The sequence below is a fragment of the Mycobacterium sp. genome, assembly GCF_052144515.1.
Classification (GTDB): domain Bacteria; phylum Actinomycetota; class Actinomycetes; order Mycobacteriales; family Mycobacteriaceae; genus Mycobacterium.
This window is the reverse complement of record NZ_JBKQQD010000061.1, coordinates 1-16865: the sequence shown is the minus strand read 5'-3', so window position 1 is coordinate 16865 and position 16865 is coordinate 1. Positions and strand designations below refer to the sequence as shown.

Annotated in this window: 17 protein-coding genes and 1 pseudogene; 12 read left to right on the top strand and 6 right to left on the bottom strand. The window is 67.4% G+C overall.

Translation table 11 applies throughout. From position 1 onward, the window contains the following. The 7 genes from ACLP9N_RS03250 to ACLP9N_RS03220 all read left to right on the top strand — a co-directional run. A partial coding sequence (locus ACLP9N_RS03250) for a redoxin domain-containing protein (RefSeq protein WP_442406044.1) occupies nucleotides 1-1208 on the top strand: 1208 nt, incomplete at its 5' end. 38 nt (nucleotides 1209-1246) lie between these two features. Then, nucleotides 1247-2545, top strand: coding sequence for an NAD(P)/FAD-dependent oxidoreductase (locus ACLP9N_RS03245; RefSeq protein WP_442406043.1), 1299 nt, complete (start codon nucleotides 1247-1249; stop codon nucleotides 2543-2545). Then, on the top strand, nucleotides 2539-3270 hold the full coding sequence (locus ACLP9N_RS03240) for a DUF1365 domain-containing protein (RefSeq protein ID WP_442406042.1): 732 nt from the start codon (nucleotides 2539-2541) through the stop codon (nucleotides 3268-3270). Before ACLP9N_RS03245 ends, ACLP9N_RS03240 begins: the two co-directional genes overlap by 7 nt. A 5-nt stretch (nucleotides 3271-3275) precedes the next feature. Next, nucleotides 3276-4586, top strand: coding sequence for a class I SAM-dependent methyltransferase (locus tag ACLP9N_RS03235; RefSeq protein ID WP_442406047.1), 1311 nt, complete (start codon nucleotides 3276-3278; stop codon nucleotides 4584-4586). Nucleotides 4587-4591: 5 nt separating this feature from the next. Further along, complete coding sequence (locus ACLP9N_RS03230) at nucleotides 4592-5374, top strand: DUF1295 domain-containing protein (RefSeq protein ID WP_442406046.1); 783 nt, start codon at nucleotides 4592-4594, stop codon at nucleotides 5372-5374. Between the two features lie 54 nt (nucleotides 5375-5428). Next, complete coding sequence (locus ACLP9N_RS03225; RefSeq protein ID WP_442406041.1) at nucleotides 5429-6004, top strand: sigma-70 family RNA polymerase sigma factor; 576 nt, start codon at nucleotides 5429-5431, stop codon at nucleotides 6002-6004. Then, the gene (locus ACLP9N_RS03220) at nucleotides 6001-6699 is read left to right on the top strand and encodes an anti-sigma factor domain-containing protein (RefSeq protein ID WP_442406040.1); all 699 of its coding nucleotides are present in this window, start codon (nucleotides 6001-6003) and stop codon (nucleotides 6697-6699) included. Before ACLP9N_RS03225 ends, ACLP9N_RS03220 begins: the two co-directional genes overlap by 4 nt. Nucleotides 6700-6721: 22 nt before the next feature. Here ACLP9N_RS03220 and ACLP9N_RS03215 read toward each other — a convergent pair whose 3' ends face one another. The 4 genes and pseudogenes from ACLP9N_RS03215 to ACLP9N_RS03200 form a co-directional block, all read right to left on the bottom strand. Continuing rightward, nucleotides 6722-8119 (bottom strand): cytochrome P450, encoded by a 1398-nt coding sequence (locus tag ACLP9N_RS03215; protein ID WP_442406045.1) that lies wholly within the window; start codon nucleotides 8117-8119, stop codon nucleotides 6722-6724. A 59-nt stretch (nucleotides 8120-8178) separates the two neighbouring features. Further along, on the bottom strand, nucleotides 8179-9048 hold the full coding sequence (locus ACLP9N_RS03210; RefSeq protein ID WP_442406039.1) for a hypothetical protein: 870 nt from the start codon (nucleotides 9046-9048) through the stop codon (nucleotides 8179-8181). A 21-nt stretch (nucleotides 9049-9069) separates the two neighbouring features. Further along, entirely contained in the window at nucleotides 9070-9594 is a 525-nt protein-coding gene (locus tag ACLP9N_RS03205; protein ID WP_442406038.1) for a mycothiol transferase, read from the bottom strand. 10 nt (nucleotides 9595-9604) lie between these two features. Next, nucleotides 9605-10000 (bottom strand): annotated as a pseudogene (locus tag ACLP9N_RS03200) (VOC family protein). 47 nt (nucleotides 10001-10047) lie between these two features. Between ACLP9N_RS03200 and ACLP9N_RS03195 the strand changes: the two are divergent. From ACLP9N_RS03195 to ACLP9N_RS03180, 4 genes are read left to right on the top strand one after another with little or no spacing between them, the layout of a single operon-like run. Further along, the gene (locus tag ACLP9N_RS03195; RefSeq protein WP_442406037.1) at nucleotides 10048-11775 is read left to right on the top strand and encodes an N-acyl-D-amino-acid deacylase family protein; all 1728 of its coding nucleotides are present in this window, start codon (nucleotides 10048-10050) and stop codon (nucleotides 11773-11775) included. A 40-nt stretch (nucleotides 11776-11815) separates the two neighbouring features. Next, nucleotides 11816-13321 carry a PPE family protein gene (locus ACLP9N_RS03190; protein ID WP_442406036.1) on the top strand — a complete coding sequence of 502 codons (1506 nt, stop codon included), beginning with the start codon at nucleotides 11816-11818 and terminating at the stop codon, nucleotides 13319-13321. Between the two features lie 17 nt (nucleotides 13322-13338). Next, nucleotides 13339-13749, top strand: coding sequence for a pyridoxamine 5'-phosphate oxidase family protein (locus ACLP9N_RS03185; protein WP_442406035.1), 411 nt, complete (start codon nucleotides 13339-13341; stop codon nucleotides 13747-13749). 18 nt (nucleotides 13750-13767) lie between these two features. Next, on the top strand, nucleotides 13768-14337 hold the full coding sequence (locus ACLP9N_RS03180) for a carboxymuconolactone decarboxylase family protein (protein WP_442406034.1): 570 nt from the start codon (nucleotides 13768-13770) through the stop codon (nucleotides 14335-14337). Here ACLP9N_RS03180 and ACLP9N_RS03175 read toward each other — a convergent pair. Continuing rightward, entirely contained in the window at nucleotides 14326-15162 is an 837-nt protein-coding gene (locus ACLP9N_RS03175; RefSeq protein ID WP_442406033.1) for an SDR family NAD(P)-dependent oxidoreductase, read from the bottom strand. The genes ACLP9N_RS03180 and ACLP9N_RS03175 overlap by 12 nt on opposite strands. Nucleotides 15163-15260: 98 nt before the next feature. Between ACLP9N_RS03175 and ACLP9N_RS03170 the strand changes: the two genes are divergently transcribed. Then, nucleotides 15261-15659, top strand: a complete 399-nt coding sequence (locus tag ACLP9N_RS03170; protein ID WP_442406032.1) for a pyridoxamine 5'-phosphate oxidase family protein — start codon at nucleotides 15261-15263, stop codon at nucleotides 15657-15659. 53 nt (nucleotides 15660-15712) lie between these two features. Here the strand turns inward: ACLP9N_RS03170 and groEL are convergent. Then, nucleotides 15713-16865: chaperonin GroEL (gene groEL, locus ACLP9N_RS03165; RefSeq protein ID WP_442406031.1), on the bottom strand; the 1153-nt coding region annotated here is incomplete at its 5' end.

Genomic DNA, 16865 nt, shown 5'->3' with positions numbered 1-16865 from the left:
TCGGCACCGCGTTGCCGCTGCTGGCTTTCGCGCTGGCCGGCCGCGGCATAGGGTCTTTACTAGCCGAACGTGTCTCCGCATTCCGACGTCGGCAGCGCGCCATACAGATCGCCGGTGGAATCACGATGATCGTGCTGGCCGTCGCGCTCGTGTTCAACCTCCCCGCGATGCTGCAGCGCGCCGTCCCCGACTACACGGTCGCCATGCAGAAGGGGATCGGGGCCGGCGATATCCAGCGCAAGCTGAACCAGGGTGGCACGGTGAAAGGCCAACTGGCCGACTGCACCGACGGCGACACCGTGCTGCAACAGTGCGGCCCGGCGCCCGCGGTCAGCGGGATCACCCAGTGGCTCAACACCCCGGACGGCAAGGCGATTGACCTGACGTCGTTGCGCGGCAAGGTGGTGCTGATCGACATCTGGGCGTACTCGTGCATCAACTGCCAACGCGCCATCGGCCACGTGGTCGACTGGTACAACCGGTATCACGAAGACGGTTTCGTGGTCATCGGGGTGCACACCCCGGAGTACGCCTTCGAACGAGTCCCCGGCAATGTGGCCAGTGGCGCCGCCGCGCTGCACCTCACCTACCCGATCGCGCTGGACAACGACTACAAGACCTGGAACAACTACCAGAACCTGTACTGGCCGGCCGAATACCTGATCGACGCGAACGGAACCGTCCGGCACACCAAATTCGGCGAAGGCGACTACGACGGAACCGAGAAGCTGATCCGCCAGCTGCTTGTCGCGGCTAATCCGGACGCCCGACTACCGGCTCCGTCCAACTCGGCCGACACCACCCCGCAGACCACGCTCACCCCCGAGACCTATCTGGGCGTCCACCGAGCGGGAAACTACGGCGGCGACGGCGATTACAAGTCAGGCAGCTTCGGCTACCCCGCCGCGTTGGCGGCCGACAAGTTCGCCCTGCGGGGTCGCTGGACCCTCGACGACCAGGGCGCGACGGCCGACAGCGACGACGCCGCGATTCGCCTCAACTACACCGGCAAGGCCGTCTACGCCGTCGTCGGCGGTACCGGCACCCTGACCGTGATCCGAGACGGCAAGACCACCACCACACCGATCGGCGGGGCGCCCACGCTGCACCAGATCGCGGGCAGCAACCCTGGGGACGCCGCTCGCCGCGATCAGCTCGATATGCAGGTAAGCAAGGGCCTGCAAGTGTTTTCGTTCACCTTCGGGTAGGCCGCCGTCCGTGGGGTCATCGGCTCCGAATAGTCGTCGTGGCGCAAAAATCCGGGCGTTCAGTCGCGGTGATCGGCAGTGGCGTGGCCGGCCTGACCGCCGCCTACGTGTTGTCCGGCCGCGACCGGGTCACTCTGTTTGAGGCCGACGAAAGGCTAGGCGGCCACGCGCACACCCACGCGGTCGACGATGGTGACGGCGGGATCGTGGGTGTCGATTCGGCGTTCCTGGTGCACAACGACCGCACCTATCCAACGCTGTGCCGATTGTTCGGCGAACTCGGTGTGACCACCCAGGAGTCGGAGATGTCGATGTCGGTGCGCGCCGATGAGGTTGCGCTCGAATATGCAGGTGCTCTGGGCATTTCGGGTTTGTTCGCCTGTCGGCAGTCGTTGCGGCCCAGATATCTATTGATGCTGGCCGAGGTCACCCGGTTTCACCGCGCCGCTTCCCGACTCCTGCGCGTGGACACTGCCGACAATCTCGAGACGCTGGAAGCCTTTCTGAACCGGCACCGCTTCTCGTCGTACTTCGTCGACTACTTCATCACGCCGCTGGTCTCGGCGGTGTGGTCGTGTGCCGGCGCCGACGCGCTGCGCTATCCAGCGCGGTACCTGTTCGTCTTCCTCGACCACCACGGCATGCTCTCGGTTTTCGGCTCGCCGACCTGGCGCACGGTGACCGGTGGATCGGCTAATTACGTGCGGGCCATCGCATCCCGGCTCGACGAGGTGTCTGTCGGGACACCGGTACACTCGCTGCGGCGGATGCCCGACGGCGTTCTGGTGCAAGCGGGAGACACCGCACCGCGGCTTTTCGACGCGGCCGTCGTCGCCGTGCACCCGGACCAGGCACTGCTGCTGCTCGATGACCCGACACCGTCTGAGCGCGCTGTCTTGGGGGCAATCCCGTACTCGATCAACCGCGCGCGGTTGCACACCGACGAGTCGGTGTTGCCCCGCCACCGCCGCGCCCGCGCCTCGTGGAACTACCTGGTGATACCCGGTGGTGACCAGGTCGTAGTCAGCTACGACATCAGCCGGCTGATGCGCATCAACTCCCGTCGGCGGTTCGTGGTCACACTTGGCGGGGACGACCGCATTGACCATGCGTCGGTGATCGCCGAGATGACCTATAGCCATCCGCTGTATACACCGGAATCCGTTGCAGCTCAACGCTTATTGCCGACGCTCGATGACGATCGGGTGGTATTTGCGGGCGCTTACCACGGCTGGGGATTCCATGAGGACGGCGCGGCCTCAGGACTGCGCGCGGCCCGCCGGCTCGGCGCCGACTGGCCGGCGGCAACCCGCCGGGAGGCGGTGGTCGGGTGCTGACTCAAGCGACTCAGGCGGTGACGCCGGCCCTCTACCGGACCACGATCACCCATGCGCGACACACCCCGGTGCATCATTCGTTCGAATACCGCAGCTACAGCTGGTATGTCGACGTCGACGACCTTCCCCGGCTGCCCTGGTGGCTGCGGCCGTTCGCGCGGTTTCGCGCCGCGGATCACTTCTCAGACACTTCGTGCGAGCCGCCGCACGGCTCACTGCGGGGACGTCTCAATGCCTTCTTCGCCGACCGCGACGTCCCCGTTCCCCTGGGCCGCATCACCGCGCTGCTGCAGGCGCGTGTCCTCGGTTACGTCTTCAATCCGTTGAGCGTCTTCTGGTGCCACGACGACGACGGCACGCTGCGCCACGTGATCGCCGAGGTGCACAACACGTACGGCGAACGCCACGCCTACCTGTTGCCGCCCGCCGACCTGCCGGTGGTGACGGCTAAGACGTTCTGCGTCTCACCATTCAATCAGGTCGAGGGCTATTACCTGGTGCAAGCGCCGCGACCCGAGGGCGAGGTCGATATCACCGTGGCGCTGCACCGCGACGGTGGGCAGGCCTTTGTCGCGAATCTGCGCGGCGAGCGCCGACCGGCAACCACCAGAGAAGTCGCGATCATGCAAGTCGTCTCGCCGCTGGCACCGCTGCTGGTGGCCGTGCGCATTCGAATACAGGGAATCAAGCTGTGGTTACGCCGAGTTCCGGTGGTGCAGAGATGACTGGGATGACTGGGCTGAGCCTGCAAACCATCGAAAAGCCTTCGACTGCAATAGATTCGCGGCGCTGGCCAGCGGTTGCGACGGTGCCGTCCGGCCCGTTGTGCACCGCATCGGGGGCTGTCGCCGACCAGCTGCTGCGGCGCGCGGCCGCCCGGCTACCGCTGCGTCTGGTCTACCCCGATGGCAGCGTGATCGGCGCGGCCGACCCGACGGCGCCGACGATGGTGATCCACCAGCCGCACGCGCTGGCCCGCCGCATCGGGCGACATGGCCTGATTGGTTTCGGAGAGTCCTACATGGCCGGCGAGTGGTCTTGTAAAGAATCACCGCAAGACCTCGCGCAGCTGTTGACGGTGTTCGCCAGGTCGGTGGACGACCTGGTGCCCCGCACGCTGCAATGGCTGCGACCGATCGGGCCGGCGTTTCGGCCCCGTTGGCGCAGCGCCAGCCGGGATCAGGCGCGGCGCAACATCGCCGAGCACTACGACCTGTCTAACGACCTGTTCGCCGAGTTCCTCGACGAGACCATGACGTACTCGTGCGCGCTGTTCGACCAGCTGCCCGGCCGAATACCACAGTGGCCGGATTTGGCAGTGGCGCAAAGACGCAAGATCGATCGCCTGCTCGACGTCGCCGGCGTCCGGCGCGGCAGCCGGGTTCTCGAGATCGGCACGGGATGGGGCGAGCTGGCCATCCGCGCGGCCGCCCGCGGCGCGCACGTCCGCTCCGTGACCCTCTCGGTCGAGCAGCAGCACCTGGCGCGGCTTCGGGTGGCCGCGGCAGGGCTGTCTGCGTCGGTGCAGATCGACTTGTGCGACTACCGCGACGCGCACGGGTGCTATGACGCCTATGACGCTGTGGTGTCGGTCGAGATGATCGAAGCGGTCGGATATCACGCGTGGCCAAGCTATTTCGCCGCGCTCGAACAGCTGGTGCGGCCGGGCGGACGGGTAGCGATCCAGGCCATCACGATGCCGCACGACCGGATGATGGCCAGCCGCAACACCTATACCTGGATCCAGAAGTACATCTTTCCGGGCGGCCTGCTACCGTCCACCCGGGCCATCGTCGATATCACCGAGCGGCATACCGGTTTACGCGCGGTCGACATGACCTCGCTACGTCCGCATTACGCCGAGACCTTAAGGCTGTGGCGGGAGCGGTTCACGCAGCGTCGAGACACGTTGGCGCACTTGGGTTTCGACGAGGTATTCGGGCGGATGTGGGAACTGTACCTGGCCCATTCGGAGGCGGGCTTCCGGTCCGGCTACCTGGATGTCTACCAATGGACGTTCGAACGCGAGGCGACGCCGTGAACTACCTGAATCTGCTCGTCGTATCGGGTGCCTCGGTTTCGGTCCTCGCCGTCGTGCATTCGGTGACGTTCGCTATCGGCAGGCGGATCGGTCGCTACAACGTCGTCGACGTGGCCTGGGGCGTGGGCTTTGTGGCCATCGCCATCGTCGCGGCCGGGCTCGGCCACGGTGACGACACCCGGCGGTGGCTGCTGCTGGCATTCGTGGCGATCTGGGGCCTGCGGCTGAGCTGGCACATCCAGCGCAAGACCGTGGGCAAAGGGGAGGATCGCCGCTACGCGGCCCTATTGCGGGGTGCCACGACCGCCCAAGTGGTGCGCAAGGTCTTTGTCCTGCAAGGCTCTATCACCTGGTTCGTCTCGTTCCCGCTGCAGCTTTCTGCGGTCGCCGGTCCGACCCCGGGGCCGCTGATCCCCGTCGCGGTGCTGGGCGTGGCCGTGTGGGTGGTGGGCGTGACGTTCGAGGCCGTCGGCGATCGGCAGCTGAGGGTGTTCAAGGAGGACCCCGCGAACCGCGGCGTGGTGATGGACCGCGGCTTGTGGGCCTGGACGCGCCACCCAAATTACTTCGGCGACGCCACCGTGTGGTGGGGGCTCTGGCTGATCACCATCTACGGCTGGCCGTCATTGCTCACCGTCGGCTCGCCGCTGCTGATGACGTACTTCCTGGTGTACGTGACCGGCGCCCGGCTGACCGAGAAGCTGATGACCGGCCGTCCCGGTTTCGAGGAATACCAGGCACGCACGGCGTTCTTCTTCCCCCGGCCACCAAGGTCGCGATCTCGATGACAATCGCCTGCGCAGCCCGCGCAGCCCTGCGGTCTGGCGATAGGCTACGGATCGATGAGCGAACCGCGGCGGCTGAGCAGCGACCTCGACGCCTTGTTGCGCCTCGTGGCGCGAGGCGACAGGGACGCGTTCGCCGCGGTCTACGACCTCACCAAGACCCGGGTCTACGGACTGGTGGTCCGGGTGTTGCGTGACGCCGGCTACAGCGAGGAAACCACCCAGGAGGTCTATCTCGAGGTGTGGCGGAGCGCGTCGGAATACGACCCCGCCAAGGGTTCCGCGCTGGCCTGGCTGCTGACCATGGCACACCGGCGTGCCGTCGACCGGGTGCGCGCCGAGCAGGCCGGCAGCCGCCGCGAATCGCGTTACGGGGCAGCCAATGCGGATCCGGCCAGTGGCCCCGCCGGCGACACCGTCGCCGACTCGGCGATTGCCGGCGATGAGCGACGCCGGGTGCTCGCCTGCCTTGACGCGCTGACGGATGCCCAGCGGGAATGCATCGACCTGGCCTACTACGGCGGCCTGACGTATGCCGAGGTGTCACACCGGCTGGCCACCAATTTGTCGACGATCAAGTCACGCATGCGCGATGCGCTGCGCGGCCTTCGAAATTGCCTGGACGTGTCATGACCGAGCCGACCGACTTCGAACTGCTCGAGCTGGCCACACCGTATGCCCTGCATGCGATGTCGGACGCGGAGCGAGCCGAGATCGACCGGCGGGTCGCCGCCGCACCCGCACCGGTCGCGGTGTCCTTCGCCGACGAAGTTCGTGGCGTCCGCGAGGCGATGGCGATCGTGTCGGCGGCAACAGCGGACGAACCCGCCGAACACCTGCGAGCCGCGACGCTCGCCCTGGCGGGGTCCGCTACCGCTCGCCAGTCTCGTTGGCGTACAGCCGCTTTCGCGTCCGCGGCGGCGGCGATCGTGGTGGGCGCCGCGGCGTTCGGCGTCGGGGTGCTGATGCGGCCGCACCCCACGCAGACGGTCGCCGAGCAGATCATGACGGCCCCGGACGTGCGGACGGTGTCCCGCCCGCTGGCCAACGGAACGGCGACGGTGATGTTCTCCCGCGACCGCAACGCGGGTGTGCTGGTGATGAACAACGTGCCGCCGCCCGTCCCGGGGACGGTCTACCAGATGTGGCTGATCGGGTCCAACGGTCCGACATCGGCGGGGACGATGGGCACCGCGGCGGTGGCGCCCTCGACGACGCACATGTTCAACGACCTGGGAAGCTCGACGGCGCTGGCGTTCACCGTCGAGCCCGGCAACGGGTCGCCGCAGCCGACGAGCGCGATATTGGCCGAGCTGCCCCTGGGCTGATCGGCGCGCCTACCGGCCCCCCTTATCGCCGACGGGGCAAGAGCTCGAAGCCCTGCGGTTTGAGCGTGAGCGATTCGGCAATCCGCAGCCGGTAGCCGTCGGTCGCGCTCAGGTCGTAGCGGTGCAGCATCAACGCGAGCGCCAGCACGGCCTCGTGCAGGGCGAAGTGTCGCCCGATGCAGGCCCGTTTGCCGGTCCCGAACGGTTTGTACGCGTGCGGCGGACGGCTTCGAGAGCGACCCGGGGCGAACCGGTCGGGATCGAACCGCTCCGGATCCGGCCACACCTGCGGGTCGCGGTGCAGCAGCGGCAGGAAGACCATCGCCCAGTCGCCCTGGTTCATCCGGTACTGCCCACCGACCATCGTGTCAGTGCGGGCGGCTCTTAGGTACGCGGGCGCGGTGGGCCACAATCGCAGCGCCTCGTCCAGCGCCGCACGCACGTATCGCAGTTTGGCGACGTCCACGAAACTGGGCTCAGGGTTGTCGGCCTCACCCCACAACGCGTCAACCTCTGCTTGTGCTTGAGCCAGGGTCCGCGGATCTCGGGTCAGGTAGTACAGCGCGAACGACAATGCACCCGAGGTGGTCTCGTGGCCGGCGATGATGAAGGTGATCACCTGTTGGCGAATGTTAACCGGATCCAGCCGGCGGCCGGTACCGGGATGGGCAGTACGCAGCATCAGGCCAAGCAGGTCGGATGCATCGCAAGCCGGGTCGTCGCTTCGGGTTTGGATGACGTCGTCGACAACCCGCTCCATCGTCGCGACATCCGCTCGGTATTGCGCCTCGGAGCTGCCCAGGACCCGCCGCACCGGGCCCCAAGGGATGACCGCCGAGATCCTTGAGTGACGCAGCGCGCGGGTCATGGCGTTGACGAACGGGTGCGGCCGCTCGCTTTCAAAGGAAGCGAACCGGTAACCGAATCCTGCGCGACCGATGGTCTCCATGGTCAACCGCGTCATGTGCGCGGATACGTCAACCAGCTCCCCCCGGTCGGCGGCGGCGTCCCAGCGCGCCAGCAGCTCCCGGGCCACCTCGAGCATGATGGGGTGGTAGCCACTCATCGCCTCGCGGGTGAACGCCGGAGCCAGGATGTCATGCGCCAGTTGCCAATTGGGTTCGTCGTTCTCGGCGGTGAATAATGCGTCGCCGACGATGCGGCGCAGTGGAGGCAGATGGAGACCCACGAACTTGCAGAAGCGCGCCTCATCGGCCAGCTCACCCGCCAGGTCGGCCCCGCCCACCGTGACGATCTCGGTCCCCAACACCTTGCGGACCGAGATCGGCCCCAGATCGCGCATCATCCGCAAAGCCGACTGGACGGGCGTGCTGAGACTGACCCCCATCACGTCGCCAAGGACGGGCAGTCGGCGAGGTGGATGAGGAAGCGTGGCGGTGTCCACGGCGCACCCCCTGATGAATTGAGTTCAGTGGCTTCACGATGGATCAAAACACTCGGAGTCTGCGTGCCAGGCGCTTAGCCCGACCGCTTCGAACGCAAGACGCTGCCCAGTATCGCGACGAGCACCCCGAGTCCGGCCAGTACAACCCCCGCGATCAGCGTTAAGTTCAGCCAGAAGTGCATGCCGGCCTCGGCGTGACGGACCATCACGTCGGCTATCTGGCGGATATCGCCGGTGGTCCCATTGAGCGCGTCGTTGAGGTAGCCGCCGCCGACTTCGATGCCCGCCCATCCGGCCGCGCCCACCGATAGGGCTGAGACGCCGAGACTGGTCAGCGCCTTGCCGCGGCGCCGCGCCGCGGCAAGCGTCAGCAGGCCGAAGAAACCGCTGAGGGCCGCCGCACCCATGCTCACCCAGGGCCCCCAGGCGGCGAGCCGGCTCAGCTGCCCCTGTCGCACCGACTGGCCAGGCAGCGACACGGTGAGCGGAACCGTCAACGTCGCGGGCACTTTCACGTTGTGGCTGTTCAGCACCTGCGCAAACGCGCTGTCCTTCAGCATCGGCGCCACGTCGAGCACCCAGGAATCGCCGGAGCTGGCCTGAGAAAAAGGCGGGGAGAACAGATAGCGGTGTGCCGCCCGGTTCGCGTCTGCAAACAGCGGCGGAAACGACGGTCCGACCGTGAACGCGGCGGCGATCTCGTGTACCTGCTTACCCTCGACCGGGTGGTTTCCTCCCCCGTGGGCGGCGATCAGCGCCATCGCCCGCGTGGTGAGTTCTGCCGCCGCGGCGGACTGCAGGGCCGGGTCGCCCGCGGCCTTCCGGGCGAACGCGGCGTAGCCGTCCTCGTCGACGATGTTCAGCTGCGCCCATGCCGCCGGGACTGCCACCGCCAGCGCAGCGGTCGCGGCCAGCCACAACACCAATGTCACCGCGAATCGCACTTGCCCAATCTACGGGCCAATCTACGGTGCGATCCCCCGCACGTAGGCGGCCTGGCCAAGGTGCTGTGCGCAGTCGTCGATGATGCTCACCAACCGCGCGCTGGCGGTGACCGGCGGATCCCAGTTGGTGTCGACGATGCGGGCCAGCTCGTCGGCGGTCACCCCGGCAACGTACTCGAGGGTGAGCTGGTGCACCGCATGGTAGTAGCCGGACAGCAGGTCGGCGGGGGCCCGCACCTTGGCGACCTCGTCGGGGCTGTGGCCGTAGCCCGTGTCCCGACGCGGCAGTTCCAGCCCGAACCGGTCCACCCAGCCGTCGCGGGTCCACACCTCCTGCACGCCGGCCACCTGGGCCAGCTGAATGTCCTGCACCCGGGCGCTGTGCCAGATCAGCCAGGCGATGCTGTTGGCGTCGCGCGTCGGCCGGTAATTGGACGTCTCGTCGGTGAGCCCGTCGGTGATCTCGTCGACGTGTTCGATCAACCGGGTGAAGGCGTCCCGGAGTAGTTCTTGGGTTGCGGCTGCGGTTTTTTCGGCCTCTGCCATACCGGCGACCCTACGCTCGCGCGTGGTGACAGACCGCGTCGACGTTGTTGCCGACGGGGTCGCGGGCGAAGGCCCCGAAGTAGCCCGGGTGTATTCGGGCCAGAGCCGCGGCGCATGCTGCGACTCGGCACCCAGGCCGACCCTGAAACTCAATGGGCGTCGTGGAACGCGCGCACCGCGTCTTCGTCGGCCCTCTTGAAGGCGAGGTGGATTTCGCGATTGGGACCCATGCCCGCAGCCTCGGAGATCCAGAACGACGGCTTGCCGTCACGCCCGTAGCCGATGGCCCTGCCGAAATCCATCTGACGTGAGAAACGCGGCACGCCGAGCGCGGTGTCGTAGAACTCCGCGGCTTTGGCCCTTACTCGTCCCTGTCGGCGCAATTGACTGCGATGTGGTCGATCACGATCACGATCCTGGCATGACGCACCACTCCGGTCGTAGATTATTTAGATGACCTACGACCTCCTCATCCGCAATGGCACCATCGTCGACGGGTTGGGGGGTGAGCCCTACGTCGGCGACGTCGGAGTGCGCGACGGCGTCATCACGGCGGTGGGACACGTGAACGGCGAGGCTGCCGAGCGCGAGATCGACGCCACCGGGCTGCTGGTCACCCCAGGCTTCGTCGACCTGCACACCCACTACGACGGCCAGGCCATCTGGTCGGAGCGCCTGACGCCGTCGTCGGCGCACGGCGTCACCACGGTGGTGGTGGGCAACTGCGGGGTCGGCTTCGCGCCGTGCCGCAAAGAAGACCACGACGTCCTCGTCGACGTGATGGCCGGCGTCGAGGACATTCCCGGCGTCGTGATGACCGACGGACTGCCGTGGAACTGGGAAACCTTCCCCGAATACATGGACGCGCTGGAAGCTGGCAAACGCGATATCGACGTGGCCGCATACCTTCCGCATTCGCCGCTGCGGGTCTACGTGATGGGGCAGCGCGGCGCCGACCGCGAGCCGGCGACCGCCGAGGATCTGGCGAAGATGCGTGCACTGGCCACGGAGGCGATGGAGGTCGGGGCGCTGGGCTTCGCGTCGTCGCGGTTGACGATCCACAAGACCGAGAGCGGCTCGCCGATCCCGAGCTACGACGCCGCCCGCGAGGAGATCGAGGAGATCGCCCGCGGCGTCGTCGACGCCGGCGGTGGTCTGCTGCAGTTCGTGCCCGACATTCCGTCCGGCGGCTACCAGCCCGTGCTGCAGACGGTGTTCGACGTCGCTGAGGACGTCGGTCTGCCGGTCACCTTCACCCTGGTCGTAGCAAACGCGGGCGACCCGACGTGGCCGGACGCCATCACCATGATCGAGAAGGCCAACGCAGCCGGCGGAGACGTCACCGCGCAGCTGTTGCCGCGCCCGATCGGGCTGATCATCGGGCTGCAGCTGAGCGCCAACCCGTTCGTGCTCTACCCCAGCTACCGCGAGATCGCGCACCTGCCGCTGGCCGAGCGGGTGGCCGAGATGCGCAAGCCGGAGGTCCGCGCGCGCATCCTCGCCGACAAGCCCGGCCACGGTCACCCGATCCTGTACGTGGCCCAGATGTGGGATTGGATCTTCCCGCTGGCCGACAACCCCAACTACGAACCCAACCCGTCGGACAGCATCGGGGCCCGGGCCCGGGCCAAGGGCGTGGACCCGATGCAGGAGGCCTACGACCGGCTGCTGGATGACGAAGGCCGGGCCATGCTGCTGGTCGCCACCAGCAACCTCGAGAACAACTCGCTGGACACCGTCGGCGAGCTGCTGCACCGCGAGGACGTGGTGCTGGGGCTGGGCGACGGCGGCGCCCACTACGGCATGATCTGCGACGCCAGCTACTCGACGTACTTTCTGGCGCACTGGGCACGCGACCGGAAATCCGGCCGGTTCACCGTGCCCGAAGCGGTCCGAGAACTCACCACCGTCCCGGCGCGCATCGCCGGACTGGCCGACCGCGGGCGCATCGCCGTCGGCTACAAGGCCGACCTCAACGTCATCGACCACGCCGCGTTACGCCTGCACAAGCCGGTGATCAGCTACGACCTGCCCGCCGGCGGGCGTCGGCTGGACCAGACGGCGGAGGGTTACGTCGCAACCGTGGTTTCCGGCCAGGTGATCGCCGAGAACGGGGTGCCGACCGACGCCCGTCCCGGCAAGTTGGTCCGCGGCCGTCAAACTGCTCCCCACTCCGCCTGAAACGCACACAACGACGGGCCTTGCCCGGTAGTTTGGATTGGTGACAAACCCGCACTTCGCGTGGTTGCCGCCTGAGATCAATTCGGCACTGATGTTCGCCGGTCCCGGCTCGGGACCGCTGCTTGCCGCGGCCGCGGCATGGAACGAACTTGCCTCCGAATTGGCGTCGTCGGCGGCTTCTTTCGGGTCTGTCACATCCGACCTGGCCAGTGGTTCCTGGCTGGGCCCGACATCGGCGGCCATGATGGTCGTAGCGTCGCAGTACTCGACGTTTCTCATCGGGGCCGCGGCCCAAGCGGAGGAGGCCGCCAGCCAGGCCGGGGCCGCCGCGGCCGCGTTCGAATCAGCGCTGGCGGCCACCGTGCAGCCCGCGGTGGTGGCGGCCAACCGTGCCCTGATGCAGGTGTTGGCAAACACCAACTTTCTGGGGCAGAACGCTCCGGCGATCGCGGACATCGAAGCCGCATACGAGCAGATGTGGGCGCTGGACGTCTCGGCGATGGCAGGTTACCACTTCGACGCCTCCGCGGCGGCCGAGCGCTTGGCGCCCTGGCGGCAGATCCTGCACGCCCTCGGCACCAGCCGCGCTCAGAGCCACAGCGCCCCGGCCAATCACCACCACATCGGTCTGGCCACAAGCGTGGCCGCCTCAAGTCTGAGCAACGAACTCGCCAGCGCGCTCTTCGGCAACGGGAACGGAGACGGCAATTCGAACCTGGGCCCAGGAAACGCCGGCAGCCAAAATGTGGGCGCGGGAAATGCCGGAAGCCACAACATCGGGTTCGGCAACCTCGGTAACTCAAACATCGGCTTTGGCAACACCGGCAACGGGGATATCGGGTTTGGGCTCACCGGCGACCATCAGGTCGGCTTCGGCGGCTTCAATTCGGGCAGCGGCAATATCGGCTTCGGGAACTCCGGAACCGGAAACATCGGCTTCTTCAACTCCGGCACCGGAAACGTGGGCATCGGGAACTCGGGCTCCTTCAACACCGGCCTGCTCAACTCGGGGTCCGCCATCAACGGCGCCATGAACACGAACTTGTGGGGCCCAGGGCTCGCAGGAACCGGCCTGGCGGCGACGCCGCACTTAGACGCAAACTTGCTGAACTCCGGCAACTACGTCACGGGCGGTTTGAACGCGGCAAACCTCAGCTCGAGCGTCCTCAACCCGTCGGTCGCAAATGCGGCCTTCAACCCGGGCTTCGCAACCCCCGACGTGCTCAGCGCGGCCCCGGCAAGCCCGAGTTTTGCCAGCGCACCGAGCCCGGCCACGGCAACCTACGACATGGGCACCCCAAACCCGGTGGTCAGCGCGACCAGTGGCCAGAACGCGACCACCCCGCTCCTGCGTACCGCGGCCCCCACGGGCTTCTTCGGCTCGGGCGGTAACGACGCCGAAGCGCGGAGCACCGCCGCCGCCACCCGTGACGCGGGCGTCGACAACTCGGGTTCCGGGGGCATCCCGAGCTCGGACTTCTACAAGAGCGATCGCGGCTCCAACGTCCTCGACTTCGTTTCGAACCGCCCTGGCCCGCCGGAGTAGCGCCTATCCTCGAACGCATGGGCGCCAAAACCGCGAAGAAGGTAGACCTGCAGCGGCTGGCCGCCGCTCTCGACGACTTCCCGTTCGCCTACCTGATCACGGTCGACGAGGACTATCGCGTACACACCGTGACGGTCGAACCGACGCTGCGTGAGGCGATCATCGACGTCGGGCTTATCGGCGGGCGCACGCGGAAAAATCTGGCCCACCGCGCCCCGAATTCGACTGTGACCCTGCTGTGGCCCCCACCCGAACTGGGCGGCTACTCGCTGATCGTCGACGGCCGGGCTCAGACCTCCGACGCCACCGAGGAGACAGCTCGGCTCGGGGTCCTACCCACCCGCGCGTTACTGCACCGCGAGGCGGACTCGCCCTCGGCCGCCAAGGGCTGCCTGCACGACTGCGTGGTGTTCTCCCTGCCTGCCTGACGCCGTACAGTCGGTCGCGTGAGCCGCGTCGCACCGCTCGCTCCGCCGTGGAGCGAAGAAGATGCCACGAGCATCAACAGCTGGGGTCACCCTGACCGCACCTACGAGCCGCTGCTGTTGGTGCGCTGCCTGCAGCGCCATCCGGCGCTGGCCAGCCGGTTGCGCAAGCTCGGCGAATCCCTTTACGTCGCAGCGCTTTTGCCACCTCGGACGCGCACGATCGCGATCCTTCGCATCTGCGCGCTGGTCGGCTGCGAATACGAGTGGGGTGGGCAGGCGGCGTTCTGGGGTCCGATCGCGGGCGTCAGCGACGACGAGTGCGACGCGCTGGTGACCGGCGGTAAGGACGCCCCCGCCGACCCGCGTTGGAGCCCGGCTGAGCGGACCCTGATCGAGGCGGTGGACGAACTGGAGCGCACCGGCTCGTGGTCGGAGGCGACTTGGATCGCACTGGGCCCCGACCTCGACGACGAGCAACGGATCGAATTGCTCACGGCCGTCGGCTGGTACCGCACGATCTGCACGCTGTGCAACGCGCTGGCGCTTCCGGTGGAGGGCTGGATGCGGCGCTGGCCCTTAGCTCGCTGATCGGTCCCTGCCGATGTCTCTTTTGAGGCCCGGATGCTGGTTCTTCAATAGCGGCAGCAGCAGCCGTCGCGGCAGGAACTGAAACAGGCGGGTGCTGATCTGGCTCGGCAGCCCGGGGATCACCGTTCCGCGGTCGTGGTCTAGCGCGTCGACTCCGGTGCGTGCAACCTCGCGCGCCGGCATCCACAGGAATTTCGGGAACGCGTCCGCAAAGTTTCGCTCGTCCATGCCCGCGCTCTTCAGGAAATCGGTGCGCACCGGCCCCGGGCAGAGCAGCGCAACAGTGACCCCGGTGCCGGCGAGTTCACCGCGCAGGCCTTCGGTGTAGGTCTTCACGAACGCCTTGGTGGCGGCGTAGCCCACTTGCCCCGGGAAGGGGTGGTAGCCCGCGGTGGATCCGACGTTGAGGATCCCGCCGCGGCCGCGCGGCACCATCTGCTGGACCGCGCGGGTGGTCAGATCGATGACAGCCTCGACGTTGACCCGCACCTGGGCGATCTCGTCGTCGACGGGCGTTTTCGTCACTGCCCCAATGGTGCCGATGCCGGCGTTGTTGACCAGGATGTCGACGGTCAGCCCGCGCCGGTCGACCTCGTCGAAGAGGCCGGCTCGGGCGGCGGAATCCGCGATGTCGCAGGTGATCACCTCGACGCGCACGCGGCCGGCGAGTTCGTCGGCGAGCTCGCGCAGTCGGTCTTCGCGGCGGGCGACGAGCGTCACGCCATGGCCGCGGTCGGCCAATTCACGCGCGATGTCGGCGCCGATGCCCGACGATGCGCCGGTCACAACGCCGGTGCTGGTGGGTGAGGGAGTCGGAAGGGCCACGAGTCGAACCCTATGGCGCCGACTGTGGGCCCTATGTACCGGAACCGCCTGATTTGTGGAGTACCTATCCCCCACACCCGCCGCCGTATCCTCGCGTCATGAGCGTGAAAGTGGACCTCGACCAACTGGCCGAAGCGTTGGCCGATTTCACGTTCGCCTACCTCGTCACGGTCGGCGACGGCTATCACGCGCACGCCGTGGCCGTCGAGCCGGAGCTCGCGAACGGCGTGATCGACGTCGGCACCGTCGGCAACAGCACGCGCAAAAACCTTGCGCAGCATGACGGCGTCATGCTCGTCTGGCCGCCGCGCGAGCCCGGCGGCTACACGCTGATCGTCGACGGTCGCGGCGAACCGACAGACACCACACTGCAGGTCACGCCCGACCGTGCGGTGCTGCATCGTAGGGCGGCCCCGGGCGCAGTGACCAAGCCCGGCTGCAAGGACGACTGCATGCGTCTGGAACAGGCCCCCGAACAGGCTTCCGAACAAGCCTGAGCCACGAAAAAGCCCGGCCCCTCGTGGGAGCCGGGCTTTTCCGTTGTCCGGACTTAGAAGTCCATACCGCCCATGCCGCCGGTCGGGTCGCCCACAGGAGCGGCCGCCTTCTCCGGCTTGTCGGCGACGACGGCCTCGGTCGTCAGGAACAGCCCCGCGATCGACGCAGCGTTCTGCAGCGCCGAACGGGTCACCTTCACCGGGTCGGCAATGCCGGCCTTGAGCAGGTCCTCGTACTCATTGGTGGCGGCGTTCAGGCCGGTACCGGCGGGCGAGTTGCGCACCTTCTCGGCGACCACGCCGGGCTCCAGCCCGGAGTTGAAGGCGATCTGCTTCAACGGAGCCTCCAACGCCACACGGACAATGTTGGCGCCGGTCGCCTCGTCGCCGGTGAGCTTCAGCTCATCCAGAGACGGGGCCGCCTGCAGCAGGGCCACGCCACCACCGGCGACGATGCCCTCCTCGACGGCGGCCTTGGCGTTGCGGACCGCGTCCTCAATGCGGTGCTTGCGCTCCTTGAGCTCCACCTCGGTGGCAGCTCCGGCCTTGATCACCGCAACACCGCCGGCCAGCTTGGCCAGGCGCTCCTGCAGCTTCTCGCGGTCGTAGTCGGAGTCGCTGTTCTCGATCTCGGCGCGGATCTGGGCCACCCGTCCGGCGATGGCGTCGGGGTCACCGGCGCCCTCGACGATGGTGGTCTCGTCCTTGGTGATGACCACCTTGCGGGCCTTGCCCAGCAGCGAGACGTCGGCGTTCTCCAGGGTCAGGCCGACCTCTTCGCTGACGACCTGACCACCGGTGAGGATGGCCATGTCCTGCAGCATCGCCTTGCGGCGGTCACCGAACCCGGGGGCCTTGACCGCCACCGACTTGAACGTGCCGCGGATCTTGTTGACGACCAGGGTGGACAGCGCCTCGCCCTCGACGTCCTCGGCGATGATCAGCAGCGGCTTGCCGCCCTGGATGACCTTCTCCAGCAGCGGCAGCAGGTCCTTGACGGTCGACACCTTGGAGCTGACCAGCAGGATGTAGGGATCCTCCAGGACCGCTTCCTGACGCTCGGCGTCGGTGACGAAGTAGCCCGAGATGTAGCCCTTGTCGAACCGCATGCCCTCGGTGAGCTCGAGCTGCAGGCCGAAGGTGTTGGACTCCTCGACGGTGATGACGCCCTCGTTGCCGACCTTGTCCATCGCCTCGGCGATCAGG

Bases quoted from the DNA above. Each gene is read 5' to 3' on its own strand.
- ACLP9N_RS03235 (WP_442406047.1), top strand. From the start codon at position 3,276: ATGACTGGGCTGAGCCTGCAAACCATCGAAAAGCCTTCGACTGCAATA.
- ACLP9N_RS03225 (WP_442406041.1), top strand. From the start codon at position 5,429: ATGAGCGAACCGCGGCGGCTGAGCAGCGACCTCGACGCCTTGTTGCGC.
- ACLP9N_RS03220 (WP_442406040.1), top strand. From the start codon at position 6,001: ATGACCGAGCCGACCGACTTCGAACTGCTCGAGCTGGCCACACCGTAT.
- ACLP9N_RS03205 (WP_442406038.1), bottom strand. From the start codon at position 9,594: ATGGCAGAGGCCGAAAAAACCGCAGCCGCAACCCAAGAACTACTCCGG.
- ACLP9N_RS03195 (WP_442406037.1), top strand. From the start codon at position 10,048: ATGACCTACGACCTCCTCATCCGCAATGGCACCATCGTCGACGGGTTG.
- ACLP9N_RS03185 (WP_442406035.1), top strand. From the start codon at position 13,339: ATGGGCGCCAAAACCGCGAAGAAGGTAGACCTGCAGCGGCTGGCCGCC.
- ACLP9N_RS03170 (WP_442406032.1), top strand. From the start codon at position 15,261: ATGAGCGTGAAAGTGGACCTCGACCAACTGGCCGAAGCGTTGGCCGAT.